The 16,014-nt window shown below is 53.7% G+C and carries 13 protein-coding genes; 7 read left to right on the top strand and 6 right to left on the bottom strand.

Annotated elements, in window-relative coordinates:
- Window positions 1-33: 33 nt before the first annotated feature.
- Complete coding sequence (locus RID21_RS09520) at window positions 34-3,159, bottom strand: PVC-type heme-binding CxxCH protein (RefSeq protein WP_350188397.1); 3,126 nt, start codon at window positions 3,157-3,159, stop codon at window positions 34-36.
- Window positions 3,160-3,570: 411 nt separating this feature from the next.
- Between RID21_RS09520 and RID21_RS09525 the strand changes: the two genes are divergently transcribed.
- The 7 genes from RID21_RS09525 to RID21_RS09555 all read left to right on the top strand — a co-directional run bounded on the left by RID21_RS09525 (window position 3,571) and on the right by RID21_RS09555 (window position 9,525).
- Window positions 3,571-3,954 carry a LexA family protein gene (locus RID21_RS09525; RefSeq protein ID WP_350188398.1) on the top strand — a complete coding sequence of 128 codons (384 nt, stop codon included), beginning with the start codon at window positions 3,571-3,573 and terminating at the stop codon, window positions 3,952-3,954.
- 170 nt (window positions 3,955-4,124) lie between these two features.
- Window positions 4,125-4,724 carry a hypothetical protein gene (locus RID21_RS09530; protein ID WP_350188399.1) on the top strand — a complete coding sequence of 200 codons (600 nt, stop codon included), beginning with the start codon at window positions 4,125-4,127 and terminating at the stop codon, window positions 4,722-4,724.
- 67 nt (window positions 4,725-4,791) lie between these two features.
- Window positions 4,792-5,907, top strand: a complete 1,116-nt coding sequence (locus RID21_RS09535; protein WP_350188400.1) for a hypothetical protein — start codon at window positions 4,792-4,794, stop codon at window positions 5,905-5,907.
- A gap of 174 nt (window positions 5,908-6,081) precedes the next feature.
- Complete coding sequence (locus tag RID21_RS09540; protein ID WP_350188401.1) at window positions 6,082-7,413, top strand: Gfo/Idh/MocA family protein; 1,332 nt, start codon at window positions 6,082-6,084, stop codon at window positions 7,411-7,413.
- Complete coding sequence (locus RID21_RS09545) at window positions 7,398-7,976, top strand: 2OG-Fe(II) oxygenase (RefSeq protein ID WP_350188402.1); 579 nt, start codon at window positions 7,398-7,400, stop codon at window positions 7,974-7,976. The genes RID21_RS09540 and RID21_RS09545 overlap by 16 nt, the downstream gene beginning before the upstream one ends.
- Before the next feature lie 94 nt (window positions 7,977-8,070).
- Window positions 8,071-8,823, top strand: a complete 753-nt coding sequence (locus RID21_RS09550; protein ID WP_350188403.1) for a hypothetical protein — start codon at window positions 8,071-8,073, stop codon at window positions 8,821-8,823.
- 120 nt (window positions 8,824-8,943) lie between these two features.
- Complete coding sequence (locus RID21_RS09555) at window positions 8,944-9,525, top strand: hypothetical protein (protein ID WP_350188404.1); 582 nt, start codon at window positions 8,944-8,946, stop codon at window positions 9,523-9,525.
- Window positions 9,526-9,548: 23 nt separating this feature from the next.
- Here RID21_RS09555 and RID21_RS09560 read toward each other — a convergent pair whose 3' ends face one another.
- From RID21_RS09560 to RID21_RS09580, 5 genes are all read right to left on the bottom strand, one after another.
- Window positions 9,549-10,229 (bottom strand): class I SAM-dependent methyltransferase, encoded by a 681-nt coding sequence (locus tag RID21_RS09560; protein ID WP_350188405.1) that lies wholly within the window; start codon window positions 10,227-10,229, stop codon window positions 9,549-9,551.
- The gene (locus RID21_RS09565; RefSeq protein WP_350188406.1) at window positions 10,229-11,962 is read right to left on the bottom strand and encodes a glycosyltransferase; all 1,734 of its coding nucleotides are present in this window, start codon (window positions 11,960-11,962) and stop codon (window positions 10,229-10,231) included. The genes RID21_RS09560 and RID21_RS09565 overlap by 1 nt, the downstream gene beginning before the upstream one ends.
- Window positions 11,916-12,050: a hypothetical protein gene (locus RID21_RS09570; RefSeq protein ID WP_350188407.1), complete on the bottom strand. Its 135-nt coding sequence runs from the start codon at window positions 12,048-12,050 to the stop codon at window positions 11,916-11,918. The genes RID21_RS09565 and RID21_RS09570 overlap by 47 nt, the downstream gene beginning before the upstream one ends.
- A gap of 159 nt (window positions 12,051-12,209) precedes the next feature.
- Window positions 12,210-14,006: a hypothetical protein gene (locus tag RID21_RS09575; RefSeq protein WP_350188408.1), complete on the bottom strand. Its 1,797-nt coding sequence runs from the start codon at window positions 14,004-14,006 to the stop codon at window positions 12,210-12,212.
- The gene (locus tag RID21_RS09580) at window positions 14,003-15,934 is read right to left on the bottom strand and encodes a hypothetical protein (RefSeq protein WP_350188409.1); all 1,932 of its coding nucleotides are present in this window, start codon (window positions 15,932-15,934) and stop codon (window positions 14,003-14,005) included. Before RID21_RS09580 ends, RID21_RS09575 begins: the two co-directional genes overlap by 4 nt.
- Window positions 15,935-16,014 lie beyond the last annotated feature (80 nt).

Here is a 16,014-nt window from a genome sequence, read left to right on the forward strand (position 1 = left end):
TAAAGAATTCAGAAAACGTTTCTGAGTTCCACTTTACTTGCGGTTCTGGAGGTAAGCAAGTAAATCCCGGATTTCCTGTGGGGTCAGGCGCTGTTCGAGGCCCTTGGGCATGATGGATGTTGGTGATTCCTTCATGACTTCGATTTCATCGCGGGCGATGCGCACTTCCGAGAGGTCAGCAGTGCGCAGGTAAACGGTATCCGTCGATTCGCGGCTGATGACGCCGGTATAAATTCGACCGGAATCTGTGACCACCAGGTAAGAACGATATCCGCGGGCAAAGCTGGCGCTGGGGAGCGCAATTGCTTCCAGCAGGTCAGTCCCGGTGCGGATCGCTCCGATACGCGTCAGGTCGGGGCCCACTTTGCCCCCCTGATCCTCGACAGCATGACAGCCGGAGCAGGCCGCTTTCTTCCCAAAGAAGATTTTTCGCCCCTCCTCAATCTGCCCCTGAGTCAGCAGCGGTTTCAGTGATTCCAGATGTGCTTTCTGCTGAGCGAGGTCGACGCCCAGTTTTTTCAGCAGGGGGTCTGCTGCTTTCTGGACCGGTTCCGGATACTTCTTGAGCAGACTGGCCAGCTCATCTGCAGAGAGATTCGTGGCAGCGGATGAAGCATTCAATGCATTGATCAGTGCCAGCCCAACCGGTTCAGCGTTACTTTTGGTGTAGGCTCTTAACAGCACGGGCAAGGCCAGGGGACCTGGGGCATCGAGCTGTTTTGATAATTGAATCAGTTGACCCGCAGATAATGGCAGACCAGCCAGAGCCCGGGCTGCTGCCAGTCGATCCAGGGGTGGATATTCTTCGCTCATGCGTGCAATCAGAAAATCGAAGGGTTCAGCCTCGACAGATTTCAATTGAGAACCGGCTGCCGACAATGCTTCAATTCTGAGTGTGGCTGGCTGCTGAGTGTCGAGTGCCAGTGATGTTAATAAACCACTTAACTCTGGTAGATCATTAGTTTGTGCAATACGAATCACCAGGATCTGCAGTTCTGGGTCCTGGGATTTCAGCGTTGATTCCAATGCCTGTCTCCAGGCTACGGGGAACTCTTTCAACGCGGAACGTTGAATTACTTCCAGTAGGATGCCCTTCGCGGAACGCGACGTGTTTGAATTCGTTAAAGCCTGGGCAATCAATGTCTGGACTTCCGGGTCAGCGGCTTGCGCGATCAGGAAGCCTCGCAGGACGGCGGCTCGTTCTGCACTCAGGGCATCTTCACTCAGCCAGGTCTTCAGCAGGCTCAGTGTTTCACCAGCCCAGCCTTCATGTTCGCCAATAATGGTCAACGCTTCTTTCTGCAGTGCCGGATCGTCGGTGTCGAGCAGGGGAGTAACAAGTTCGCGTGTCAGGTTACCCGAGTTCATCTGATCCAGGGTGATCAAGGCCGCGCGACGAACAGCCGGGCTAGAGTCACTCAGGCCCGCCAGAATCAGATCACGTTGGTCAATGCGGATCAGTGCATAAATCAGGGCGTGTTCCAGCGTACGATCGGGAGTTCCTTTGATCGCCTGGAAAAGCGACTCGACAACGGTTTTCAGTTCTGCGTTGGAGATCGTATCGCCCCGTTGTCCCGCTTCACAGATGCGTCCCAGGGCGGTAGCCGCGTTTCGTTGAATTGCCGGATTCTCAGATTTCAGGAGCTGAGTCAACTGGGTGACGGAACTCGCATCCCGCAGTGTGCCGAGACTCTTGGCCGCCGTCATCTGCACGGAAGCCGAGGAATTCAGACCGTTCTGAATCGCGGTTCGTGCTTTGTCGCTGCCAATGCGTGTCAGGGTCCAGACCGCGTTGCGTTTACTGGTATCGTTGTAGAAAGAGCCTGCGGGAGCAGCAACAACTTTGGACAGCATCGGAACGGCATGATCGCCGGCTTTGGTCAGTTCATCGATGGCCTTTCGTTGCACAAATGGACGTGAGTCATTCAGGAGTTGAATTTTTCGTTCGGGAGACAAGGAGTTCCAGTCGAGCGCCAGTCCGTAGGGATCCTGTACCGGGGGAGTATCCGATTTTCGAATGCGGTAGATGGCGCCATGGATATCTGGTTTAGAGATCTGCGACTGCGGACAGCCGATGCGGAACCAGCCTCCGGTATTGATCACCAGCAGACTGCCGTCCGCGTCTTCGATGACATCGGTGGGATGGAAGTCGGGGTCATCAGAGACGAGAAAGTCTTCCTCTTTCGTTTCAAAGGTGGCACCACTGCGCACCAGTTGCGTACGAATCACCTTGTGAGTGTTGAAGATGGACGTGAAGATGTTTCCCTGGTATTCAGGGCCGAACTGAGTCGATCGATAACGCAGCATCCCCGAAACTGCGACGTGTCCAAAGCGGGTGATCGGGCCCAAGAGGTCCCCCGTGCGTTTGAACTCAGCCACACAGTCTTCAAAGTGGGGATACACGCCCCCTTCCAACCAGTGAACCAGACAGTCGACCCGCGGACGTGTGAGCAGGATATTGACAGAGCCGATCATTTCCCCTTCTGGCGTGAAGTCAATTTCCACCGGGTTATCCATACCACCACCGCAGTGGACTTCAATATCAGAACCATCAGGATTGCAGGAGAAGATTCGGGCAGCCAGTCCTTTGCTGGTGACTTTTCCCGACTTGTCTTTGAATTCGTGACCATGGCGGCCATCACACCAGTAGAGTCGTCCTTCCGGTCCGCGAAAGCAGCCATGAATGCTGGCAGCGTTTCCGGAGAAGCCAAACGAATCGACGATGATCTTACGCTCATCGGCAACGCCATCGTCGTCATGGTCAGTGAGTTTCCAGATGTTAGGAGGGCTGGCGACATACAGTGATCCATCATGCCAGAGCGCACCCATGGGTAGCGTCAGCTTATCAGCAAAGACGGTGCTCTTGTCAAAACGTCCATCGCCGTCCAGATCTTCCAGCATGCGAATCATGCTTTTAGGTTCTTTGATCAACTGCGGGGCCCGCGTATTTTCACCCGAACTCTCAGCAATGAACAGTCGACCGTGATCGTCGAAGCCCGCCATCATCGGGTATTTGGTGAGTTCACTGTTAGTGACGCGTTCGATTGTGAAGCCTGCGGGGACACGAGGCATTTCTTCGGCGTGAGTGACTGCGTTGAGGGACAACACAATCAGAGACAGACAACTTAGAACGGAAATGCGAATCAGTTGAATCGTCACGGCTGGCACCTTAGTCGAGGCAGGAATGAAACGGTCGCACTCTGTTGTTTAAGACGTCAGAGCAAGAAGAGTTGATATTGTAAACAAAGTAAAGAATGTTCACAAACAGGAAATCCAAGTTTTCCTGATTTCTCTGTTTGAGTAAACGTGTGATTTTGTGAGTCCGCATGACAATATTTCTCATGTCCCCTTTTGATCTGAAGTTCGTACGCGAAAAAAAATAAAAAATTGGGATCTTTTCCGAGCGAAAATTGGCGGGAAAGTTCACCGGAAATCGTCAATCGGCGGCAGATAGCGGGATCTGACGTTTACCTGTTTTGAGCCCTCCTCTGAAAAAATTAGATCGCTTTTTTACCGCTATAATTCCTCACGTAACGCACATCCAATCACCTTCAAACGGGAGACAGACACATGGAATCAGCAGCACTCATTGCACGTCAGAAACTGACTGAGAAACAGCACGCGATCTATTCCTTCATTAAACAGGAAATCACCGAACATCGACTCTCACCCACCGTGCGCGAAATTGCGGATCGCTTCGGTATTCGCTCCTCCAATGGCGTGATGTGTCACCTGCGTGCCTTGGAACGGAAGGGCTGGATCAAACGGGATTACTACCTTTCCCGCGGCATCACGCTGGTGGCAGAACCCGTCACGCAGTTTCTCACACTGACTCCTGGTGAAGCAGGGTGCCTGGGTGATGTCTATGTCGGTTGTGTGGGAGTCGAAGATCGCAGTGTGACTCTCGAGTTCATCGCTCCCGACACGATGGGAGAGGTTCAGAAAGATCTCTGAGAAATACAGTCAGTCAACTGAGTCAACGTGAATGAATAAAACAGGACTTGAGACCTTTGATTTTGGATAAGGCAGGAATGAAACACGAAACGGAAAAGAATGATCATGCTCTCTCAATCCATTGCATTAATGAACAAGGGGCGGCAGTAACAGGTCAGGATCATGCTTGTATGTCGCAGGTAGATTTTCCCGCACAGCTGAAACAGAGTTTCGCAAACCTGGTACTGATTGAAGATGAGTACGATGGTCTGTCGTCTATCGAGGCGACCACCGATGTGCAGCATTGCCGTGATTTACTGAATGATCAGGAGCGGCAGATCAATCAGCTTATGCGAAAGCTGAATCAGGAAAAGTCTCGGCTCAAGCGTCTGCAGGGAGATCTGGAAGAGGCCGAGGTCTGTCTTTCGATGGCGCAGTCCTATGAAGCAGCCCTGGCAGGCTGGAGAGAATCACTCAATGCGTTTGATGCACTCCAACGCGAGTCTCTGAATCAGCAGCACAGTTTCTCGCTGGCCGAGCAGGCCTGGGAAGACCTGCAGCATGTCGAGCAGCAGGCTCTGAGGGAACTCGAATCCGCGACGACCTATGAAACGATTCATACTCCCTACGGATCAACAACGGTTCCCAGACAGGAAGGCATGTTGCCTGATGAAATCTCTATCGAACTGTTGGGCGATTATCTACCTGTCTCAATCCAGACAGACGGCGTCCGCCTTTCTCTGGAACAGTGCGCTGACGGGACCGCGACTTACACGGTGCACTGCGCCTGATTAACACACAACGCCGATAACGGCTTCTTATTTTCAATAACCCTTTTTCTGTAGGGAGAATACGTATATGAATCAATACCTGAGCCAACCTGATTATGTTTCGAACACTTATCGTACCATCAGTGGACAACTGGCTGAGTGGGGCATCGAGTTCAGTCCCGATCGCGTTGCTGATCTGACCCCGGAACAGCGGAGTGATTTACAAACCTGGATCAACGCCGGTGTGAATGCCGACGAAGACTGCCGGACTGAGTTCGCTGCGTTACCTGAATTCATGGAAAGCGAATTACTGGAAATGAGGGGAATCCTGGCTACGGAACCCCGGGAAACGATTATTGAGCAGGGCATCAACGCCTGTGAGTCGCAGACCCCGATTGCGGAGAACCCTTATCTGTTTGATACCACGGGTTGGCATCTCTGGCGTCAGGCTTATTGTCGCTGGCACCATGGTGAGCCACTGGATTTCTCAGATGAAGAGTTACCATCCGTTACTGATCAAGGGCCAACAGAAACTGATGTTGATGTAGAGAGCTTGATTCGACTGGCACCCGAACTGGTCAAGGTAGAACGTTCATTGAGTCAATTGCGCCGAAAAGTGAGACAAGCCAAATCGCAACACAAGCAGTTGCTTTCACAGTTGTCGCATGCACTTGAATCGAACTCTCAAGAAGTGGATGTTGAGCAAATGCAGCTTTCATCCGATGTTTCAGGTCGCGAGCAGACAAGATCCGTCCCGAAGCCGAAACCGAAGCCTGCCAGAATCAGAACTGAGGGTGAGACAGAGGTCGTCCGTATTCCTGTGACCGGACCAGAGACGAATCGGATCGAAATTCTGTTGGCGCAGAATTCAGCGGGGGACTGGTGTTCTGGTTCTCGCTGGTCAGTTGAAGCCGATGCTCGAATCGGAAAGCGTTTGAGTGGTGGGGTCTCCCTCGACCGATGTTCGCAGTCTTTCCCCTCTCAAGCAGCAGCGCTCCTCAATGCAGTACTGGTTCTTAGTCGTGGTCTGATCGGAAATGCCGAGATCGAGGGGCAGGTGATCGACTATCTGAATCTGCTGGAAGAATCACCCGGACAGATCGCGGTTTGCGTGAAATGTGGAAGCCACTGGTTACAGGACGACCTGGACGCACAGGGGACCTGTCCGGATTGCCTGCCAGTGATTGATTCGACGCAGAACTGAGACTGCTGCAGAAATTCTGTGAGCCAGTCGATTTGTCTTGCGATGCGTGATCGATCTTGCGATAGTTTAAGTAAGTTAATTAAACGTATTTCCAGCGGGATGGCCATATTCTTCAGAGGGGGGAAGCCTACAGTGCAAGATAAATCCAGCCAAACAGACAAGACACATTCTATCATGAACCGCAGACGATTTCTGGCAACCTCTGCGTCTGCGGCTGCCGCCATCGGTTTTGGTGCCCCCGCCATTGTTCGTGGGACCAATTTGAATGAAAAAATGAATATCGCCATCATTGGATCCGGGGGCAGGGGGGGCAGTAATCTGCGCAATGTTTCCTCTGAAAACATTACCGTGCTCTGTGATGTCAATGAACAGAATCTGTTTCGAGCCTCACAGAGCCACCCCAAGGCTAAGAAGTTCAAAGATTTTCGGGAAGTCTATGATCACCCCGATCAGTTCGACGCAGTCGTGGTCAGCACGTGCGAGCATACCCATGCTTTTGCAACACTGCCGGCCCTGCAGATGAAAAAACATGTCTATTGTGAAAAGCCATTGACACATAGTGTCTGGGAAGCGCGCGTGATCCGGGATGCGGCGCGTGAGGCAGGTGTGGCAACACAAATGGGAACTCAGATTCATGCCGGCGAGAACTATCGGCGTGTGGTCGAGTTAATTGAGACCGGAGCCATTGGTCCTGTTCAGGAAGCACATGTCTGGGTTTCCCGTGCCTGGGGCTGGCATCCTTCAGAAGAAGCTGCCCGGGCTGCGAAAGATCTCGTCTATTCCGAAAAACGTCCCAGTCACAGCGATGAGATTCCGAAGGGGCTGGACTGGGATCTCTGGTTGGGACCCGCTCCGGAGCGGCCGTTCAACAATATCTATTTCCCGGGGCCCAAATGGTACCGATGGTGGGATTTTGGGAACGGGACCATGTCCGACCTGGGCAGCCACTGGATCGATCTACCCTTCTGGGCTTTGAAACTCGATTACCCGTTGACCATTGAAGCCGCTGGTCCACCCATCCAGAAAGAGATCGCACCTGCTTCTATGCAGGCGGTTTACGAGTATGGTCAACGTGGAGATCTGCCACCCGTCACCGTAGGCTGGTACCAGGGAACCAATAAGCCCAAACTCTGGGAAGAGGGAAAAATTCCCCAATGGGGAAACGGGGTTCTCTTTGTCGGCGAAAAAGGGATGTTGCTGTCTGACTACAGTAAACATGTTTTACTGCCTGAGAATGAATATGCCGACTTTAAACCACCTGAACCGTATATCCCCAAGTCTCTGGGACATCATGCTGAGTGGATTCATGCCTGTAAAACCGGCACGCCCACGACCTGCAATTTCGAATATGCAGGTCTGCTAACCGAGGCAAATCATCTGGGGAATGTCGCTTACCGCACGGGGAAAAAGCTGCATTGGGATACACAGACCATGCGTGCCACGAACGCTCCGGAATCAGATCAGTACATCCGTCGCGAATATCGCAAGGGGTGGAAGCTGATTTAGGGCTCATTATGAAACAACCTGTAACAATGCTCGATCAGGAGATCTTCTGGATCGAGCATTTTTTTTCAGCAGCAGAGTGCCAGGACTATATCAATTATAGTGAATACCTCGGCTATGAGCCCGCAGACGTTGATGTCTACGGAGTTAGAAAGCAGATGGATCAGATTCGTACCAATGAGCGGGCGGATATCGAATCCCAGAAGACTGCTGACGATCTATGGGAAAAGCTCCAGCAGTACACCTTGCCAGAATCAGACCTGGGAACTGCCGTGGGTTTGAGTCCTTTCATTCGTTTCTACAAATACAGCGGGCCTCAAAAATTTAACATGCATAAGGACGGCACAAAGCAGCTTCCAGGATATGAATCCCGTTTTACTTTTCTGATCTATCTCAATACGGTTGAGCAGGGGGGAGAAACGGTATTTCGGAAAAATGATATTCGTGTCAAACCACAGGCCGGTTGCTGTTTATTATTTGCACACAAGTTGTGGCACTCTGGGACACCAGTGGCTGGAGAGGGAACCAAATACGTCCTGCGATCAGATCTGCTTTATCATGTGTGACTGGATGTCAATTAAATTGGAGACTGACCAACGCTTCTGAATTAGACAGCGCATGTAAATGAGTCTCTGTCAATCTGGTAGAAAGGGCTGTTTCATGTTTGGCTGGTTCCGTTCAAAGCCGACTTGTCCAGTTACTGCAGAGGAGAAATCCTGGATTGAAGAACGCTTTACCTGGCTTATTGACGAGTTTGGCATGCAACGTCTGACGAAAGGGACTTTCATTTTACCCACTGCTGAATTTTTTCCTGATGATTATGATCTCACACATGGAAGTATTCGCAGCCTGATGAATCGGGTCGCAGAGTATATGGACGTCGATCCCGTTGGCTTGAGATTCAGGTTCTACGAGGAAGCTCGACCCGAGTTCGAAGGGATGATGACTGAGGGATCTGCTGGTCTGTACGGCAAGGTAGGAAACAAGCATGAGATCGGGCTCGAATTGAATACTCTGGAAGACCCTCTCAGAGCAGTCGCAACGCTCGCACACGAAATCGGGCATGTGCTCCTCCTGGGAGAGCGACGGATTTCACCTGATGAAGAAGATCAAGAAATGTTGACGGATCTAATCACGGTATATAAGGGAATGGGGCTCTTTCCTGCCAATATGGTCATGCAGGAAAACTACTGGGACGATGGTCCCGTGTCCGGCTGGAGTATGTCACGTCAGGGATATTTGAGTATGAACATGTTAGGATATGCATTTGCCTTATATGCGATCGCACGAGGTGAGGTCTCTGCTAAATGGTTAACTCAGCTATGTCTGGATGTGCGAACGGCGTGTAAACAAGGCATGCATTACATCAATGAAACTGGAGATTGCAGCTGCCCTTTTGTAACTCTCAGGTAAGTCTTTTTTTCTATGCATCAGTGATTCCAATCGCTGTCTGATTTGCTATTCTTTGGGACTGTAGCCACTCTGATCGAATCAGAGTTACTTTTCAGCATGCCAATTCACAGGTCAGGTAAGATGCCGACACCAACGGAAACTCTCTGGGGATTACCAGTCAAATTGCAATCTCTGATCCAGGCCGAACTCAATGAAAAAGAGCGGATTTCCTGGGTCGGTAACCCAGACCCAAAACGCTTCGGCATGCGTGCCTGGCCGATGGTGTTGTTTGGAATTCCCTGGACTGCTTTTGCCTTGTTCTGGATCGCGGGTGCGTCCGGTTTTAAAATGCCTGACTTTAACAAAGGGTTCGATTTCTTTCCATTATTTGGAATTCCATTTGTGCTGATTGGAATCGGGATGCTTACTTCACCTGTCTGGATGATGAAGAAAGCCAGGAATACAGCTTACGTGCTCACCACGGATCGCGCCATTATATTTGAGAAAAAACTGGCTACCGCAATTCGATCTTTCGAACCGGAGCAACTCCGTAACCTGCGACGTACACAATGGGACGACGGTGCAGGGGATCTGATTTTTGAACATCAGGTCGCAGTCGACAATAACCAACAGCGGCAACAGACCGACATTGGTTTTTTGGCGATTCCGGATGTGAAAAAAGTAGAGACTTTGGTACGAGAGCTGGCTGAGTCTTCACTATGATATTTCTGACTGAAATCAGGGATTTATAGTAGAAACTGGCCGTGCTTTCGTACGGCCATTACAATTCCGCCTTTAACCCCTGCAGCCTGGTCATCGTCAGTCAGCTCCACGCCCGCCACGTTCGAAGCGTGGATGATCTTTCCGAACTGAGAAAACAGCCCTTTGAACTCCGACAGGCGACAGTCAAACACACTGTCCGCCGGCTTGTTCCCGGAGAAGTCTGTCCGGATCTGAAGCACAAAGGTGCCTCCAGGCTTCAGGAACTCAAACAGCTTGCCGGTTTCTTCTTCGATGTCGATCCCCATGCGGGAAACGCCGCTCAGCTCGTAGTGATACCAGCTCATTCCCCGCACGAAAATCAGGTCGAAGTAGCCGTGATCGAAGAACCTCCCGAGATCCAGAGCGTTGGCAGCGATGAATGTCGCACCAGAGCCCCTCTCCTTCGCCGCCTCGATGCCTTTCTCGGAAAAGTCGACTCCGTACGCGTCCAGGCCGAACGAGGCCAGCAGAGCGGAATGGTGGCCTTCACCGCAACCCAGCTCTAACACCCGGTCGCCGGGAGTCAGGCCGAACCGGGACACGATGCTTTCCTGCAGCCAGCGCGTCACTTTGTCCGTGTCGTACTTCCAGCCGTTACCGGAGCCGTATTTCTGGTCATAGAATGACGAATTGCGGGTTCTGCTGTGATTGATCTCGTTTGGCATCATTTCCCCTTCAGGACTTCAAGTGCTTTGTCGTTTCGATGTTTGGCCAAACCGCCGATAGAGTGATCCGGCCTCAGCTTCTGCCGTTCAATGCTCTCTACGGTCCATTGCTTGATCTGCTCGCGGAAATCTGATCCATGCCCGCTGGTTACCTGGTCGTTTGAAAGCGACGGATTGTGGAGTCTTCTCAGTGCGACAACGTCGCTCAGGGCCGCCGCTTTGAACCCTGCCAAAATCGCACGCTCATAGAATTCACTGTCAGCCCCTGCTTTCCAGGGGGCCATGCCGTTGCAACTTTCGTAGACAGACTTGCTGATCAGAGCTGTTGAATTGACGATGTTTCCCGAAGGACTGCCGAACCGCACGATCCCCGAATAATGATAGGGCTTCATCGACAGGGACTTTCTCATTCTCTCGCTGCTGTCGTCGTAGGTGACGAACTGCTCCATCGCACCACCGACAATCTGGTGGCCCTGACCGATGGTCTGAAAGCTCTTGTAAAACCGCATCGGGAGGGAGATATCGTCCGAGTCCTGGTTTGCAAAGTAATCGTGTTCCAGGTGATCGAACAGGCGGTTTAATGTGACGTATGGCCCCACGGGTCCGTCGGCGTTTTTATAAAGCCTGACATTATTCAATCGGGAATATTCCCAGCCGACAGGATCTGAACCCATCCCGTCATTGATCAGGTGAATCGTCGTCTCAACAAAGTTCTGATTGAGCACGGACTTGATCGAGTCTTCCAGATAATGGTAGTTCGGCAGGTTGTATGGCAGGATCACATCACAGGAGAATGTCTCCCGTTGCTTTTTCGGTTCGATGCTCGCGGTGATTGTAGGGATCAGTTTCGGGGTAACCCGCCCCTGAAGATCAGGCTCAGGATCGCCCTCTGTTTTGCATCCAGTTCGGGACTCGAAAAAACGCCGGGCGACCCTCATGACTTCGGAGACCCCAGCGACAGCAGACCAGGTGAGCGGCTTGCCCGGGGTGCTGTCGATGTGCTTCTGAAAATCAAAGCCTGCCTTTTTCAAGGCCTCGTATCGACTCACCTGCTGACGGTCACCGTGATCGCCGTGATAAAGATGCCGTACCACTCCGGGAACGCTGTCGATTTTGAGTCCGCTTTTCTCCCAGCGTCGCATCATCACGCTGTCGCCGCCGCCGAGAATGTTCTCTTCGTGTAGTCCGCCATTCCCAAGGATGGACCGCCGAAACGCCACCGCACCGCCCGGCATCCCCGGCCTGTCTTTGGACGACTTCGCGAAACTGGGGTAAGACTTCTCGACGCTCCCTGTCTCTGTTTCATATTCGACCGAATCGAAGCATTGCACGACATCGGCGGTCTGCAGTCTCCGGAGCGTGTCGCGAAACCAGTTGCGGTTCGGAAAGATCAGGTCGGCATCGACCACCGCTACCGCATCAACCGTTTCCGGTAGTTGCTCGATTGCGATATTCAACAGCCGTTCCTTCTGCCAGATGAAACGGGCGGCTTCATCGCCGCTGACCTTGATCGAATCATCAAACAGAAACTCGCCATCAAACGACAACTCGCAGAACTGCACCGGCACATTGATCGATTCGCGGAAGCGACGCGCATTTTCCGCCACTCTGGGATCGGACAGGGGGTTGAAGTAACAGGAGATGATCACGAGGTTCTGAACCTGCTGTCGCCTGGCTTCGGGTCTCTCAGAGCGTTGCGGTCGCTGCGGATCCGGGGCAGGTTGAACAGGCACTGACGGCAGTGCCTTCCCCTCCCATACCGGGCAGCTGTTGCTCTGCGGTTTTGCGAAGTCGGCACAATTCGACCCGTGCGTCTGACATCGCTGCCCACTCCGTCTGGGGCAATTATTACACGCGAAGATCCGCTCGATGAATTGTGCCGCCGCTACTTCACTGTTGTCAAATCGTCGAAACTGATTCAGGGCATGTAAGATGCCCGCGTCTTGTTGCATCGTCTGGGGTTTCTTTTCAAAATGTATTTTAGTAAGCAGCTGCTCGTGCCGGCTCGCCGTTCGTGTCGAGCCAGAATTCACGGTTTTCAATCTCGGTCACGACGTAGTCGCCACCTCTGACCCACGACGCCACGCCGAACGAACCCGCCGAGATGTGCTGAAAAACATTAGCAGTCGCCTGATTGATAATGCCGTGGTCGTTCTTATGATTCGCGTGCGACTGCCCCGAGTGAAGATGCCCCCACACACCATAGTAGGCCCACGTTTCGCCGTCCGCGTTGAGGCCGTTTGCGTCGAACCCGGCGGGGTCATAACCGTCCACATCGAAGCCGTACTGATTGTAACCGTGCTGGTTGTACCTGATTTCGTACGGGAGCCCCGTGGCCGGATTTACTAACGATTCACCAACAACGGTGCCGGAGTCATCCCGATCAAAGGGGCCGTCCAGCAGGTAGGTGTAATTCCCATAGGGGCCGTAGTATCCGTCGTAAATGCTGCCGCGACCCCGCCCGAGACCATCCCAGTAGTTGCCGCCGAAGTACCCGAAGGGGCCGCCACCGTAGCCGCCACCATAGCTGTAGCCGCCACCGGGGTAATATCCCCAGCCGTAGCCCCAGAATCCGGCGGCGTACCCAAATGAATGACCGTACCACATCTGGTCGCGCGTCAGCGGTCGGGACGCCTGTGTTATCTGCACCGTGTGCGTGCCGGGGAGAATCCGATAGTCGTACTCAATCAGGTCCTGTTGGGTGATCGGCGGAATCTCTGGGACACCTCCCAGCAGATTCACCGGCGGCGTGCCCACGGTGACCACTCGCTGCCAGTAGAGCGGGGGGACGCGAATTCCTGCCAGATCGCCGACAAACTCGATAATGAACCGACCTGTCAGCGGCCCCGGTGTGTGGATCGTGACGTTACCCTCTCCCACCCAGAACAGGGCCTCAAGGGCCGCCTTGATATCACTGCCGTCTGTCGTGATGATGAACGGCCCGACCGTGTTGCCGTAGCCGTCCGTGATCGAGAAAGCGTATTCGTGGCCGAACACCCCAGAGAAGTCGAGCAGGAACTTATGATTCCAGTCGGGGCTGGCCGGGTCGACGTACTCCAGCAGATCGACTGACACGCTGCCTTCCTGGAACGTCTGATTCGTGACCGCCTCTTTCGTCAGGAAAATCACACTTGGCGACGGATCCTGCTCGGCTGGTGTGATCATCGCGAGCAGGTTTTTTGTGACGTCTTTATCGTCGGATTTCCCCTTAGTCTTCTCGCCGGTGTGGTACTTGTAGATCCCTGATGCGTTCCACGCTGGGGCCTGACTCTGGCTGACCTGAGCATCAGGGAGCTTCAGGTGCCCCTTCGGGTCGCCGATCAGCCGCTGCAGCACACCCTTGCCGAACAGATTCTCATACAGATCCAGTGTCGCGTCCGACAGGTCGGAATTCTCCGGCCTGATGTACCTGCCATGAATCTTCGACGTGTCGGTCAACTCTCCCTCGAAGCGGCAGAGGCAGGGCGGGAACGTCAGTCGCCCCTGGTATCCTTTGATGATGTCGGCAGGACCTGTGAATGCGTAATTCCGTCGCTCGGTGACATACTCCACATCGCCGCTGGTCTGTCCCGGCGCGTAACTGCCGACAGGCAGCCGCACCTCGAACACGAAGTGATCCTCGTTAATGGTTCGCACGCCGACGATCTCGACGAGAGAGTGCCCCGGTATCACGAGGTCTTTATCTTTCCGTCGGTCGTCCTTCGCTTCGTAATCGTCCCCGATGTTCAGGCAGTCGAACCACTGCCCCGGAGATTCCAGTGCTGAGTTGAGCATCATTCCCCCTTCGGGTCCACTTTCTCTGTTTTGTCGACAGTGTTTCGATGATTTTTCACGATCTGCTTCAGGTCCTGTGATCGCTGCCGCTCATCGAAGCTCGGAACGTAAGTGCTCGTTTCCCGGTTCCGGGAGATCGTTGTCGTCATACCGCCTTGCGTCGTCACTCTGATCGACACCTGCTGGATCGCTCCGTCGAGGTTTATCGGCTTCAGTCCGGCGTACTGGCCGGAGCCTGCGTCGCTGGTGGTGACGTTCAGCAGTGCGACGTCAATGTCAGCCAGTGCGAGTTCCTCGAACTTCTCTGCTTTCGAGTTGTCGAGGAGATCCTTCCGGGTGGCACGGTACTCTCCGGTCGTTTTGCTTTTCTTGATCTCGAACACCGCCCGGTAAGCCTGCACAATCTGGTTATCGATGATCACTTTCGTGTCGGTGCCGCCGGGGATCTTTCGCACGCCGTTCGGCAGGTCCGGCAGCTTCGCGGGGGTGGTGCGGTATTTCTTCGGAACCTCGTACAGATATTCGTAGCGGGCCGGTTCACCGAGAACTGACTTAAGCGGCACCGCGATCAGCGCGTAGAGGTTGCCGGGAACGAAGAGTTTCCGCTTCTCTTTTTTGTTGCTGTTATCGACGGGGACCTTTCCGACCGCGAGGCGGTAGATCGGCTCGTTGAACCTGATGATTCCCTGAGCAGGGATAATCGAGAACTGATTGCGGTCGAAGTAAACGTTCGGCGGCGTGTTGTAGCCGCGACGCTCGCTCCAACGTTCGCCGAGTGCGATTACATCCTTTCTCTTCAGATCCCCCGTGACTGGGTCGACAGTGAGGCCGGACCGCGTCTCGAAGCAGGGCAGCACCTGGTTGAACTCAGTCAGCTTGTAATCTTCGAGCTTCCCCGTCTTCGGGTTCTTCTGCTTCGGTCCGGGGAGTATCGGCTCGGCTTTCTTGAACAGCTCGCGAGCGGCTTCCTCGTAATCACTAATCAGTTTGTCAACGGACTTTTTATCGCCGCGACGGATACCTTTGTCGATCTCCTTTGCCACTTTCTTTCCGAGCGTGTCGTACTTTTTACGGAGTGTTTCGCTCTCCTGTGTCCCGGCAGGGTACTTGAGCCGATAGCACCGGAACACCGTCTCCTGTGCGAGCTTCAGCTGCTGCTTGCGGTACTCGATGATGTCGGCATCAGGCACGTTGTTTTGTTTGACTTCGTCGTACTTCTGCTCGACGCCATGGAAGTTCGGCGGCTCCGAGAGCAGCCATCCGTATTTCTCCGACGGCGTATAGCTCAGGTGGTCGATGGGCTTCCACTCGCCGTCGAGATCCAGGCCCACCGCTTCCAGTTCCCAGAGCGTTTCATGATACGTGATCCCTCCGACAACCGTGATCGAGTCGGGGACTTCGGGGAGCGCGGCGTCGAAGCCCGCCGTCATCAGATCCTCTTCCGGCAGCAGTGCCCCTTCGCCGTACTTACAGATTCGCACGCGGTCATCCCAGCCCAGGCAGACGCGATACCCCAGAGGGGTGACCAGTTCGTTCAGAGCCTGTGCCGGCGGGATGCGGTCCCAATGGACTTCAGGTCTCACTCGCTTGCGGTATGGCAGACCCTTCGTATCTTCCAACTGGTCGAGGGCCGTGGTGTCGTAGCGCTGCTCGCCCATCGCTTCGAGGCACATGTCCGCAAGTTGTCGGGCCGTCCGCTCTTTGCGAGTTTCGATGATACCGTTCTTTTTGACGTTCCAGTGGCCCGAAAAGCTGCCGAACTTCCACTTCCAGCGGCGGTCGTAGATCGGTATCGACCATGTTCTCGAACTCGCTGTCCGCCGGACCGCCGCTTTGTCGGGGCGGCACCCCTGCAGCAGGATCTGCGTCGTCTTCGTCGAGCGGTTGCCCAGTGAGTTAACTTCGACGGACTCAGCGTCGAACTGAAACACGAGGAACCCGTCCGGCTCGATGGGGGTGTAGTCCGCGTCGGCTGGGTCCAGCGACTGCGGTGCCATCTCGATTTGACAGA

It is taken from the genome of Gimesia sp., from assembly GCF_040219335.1.
Lineage (GTDB): Bacteria > Planctomycetota > Planctomycetia > Planctomycetales > Planctomycetaceae > Gimesia.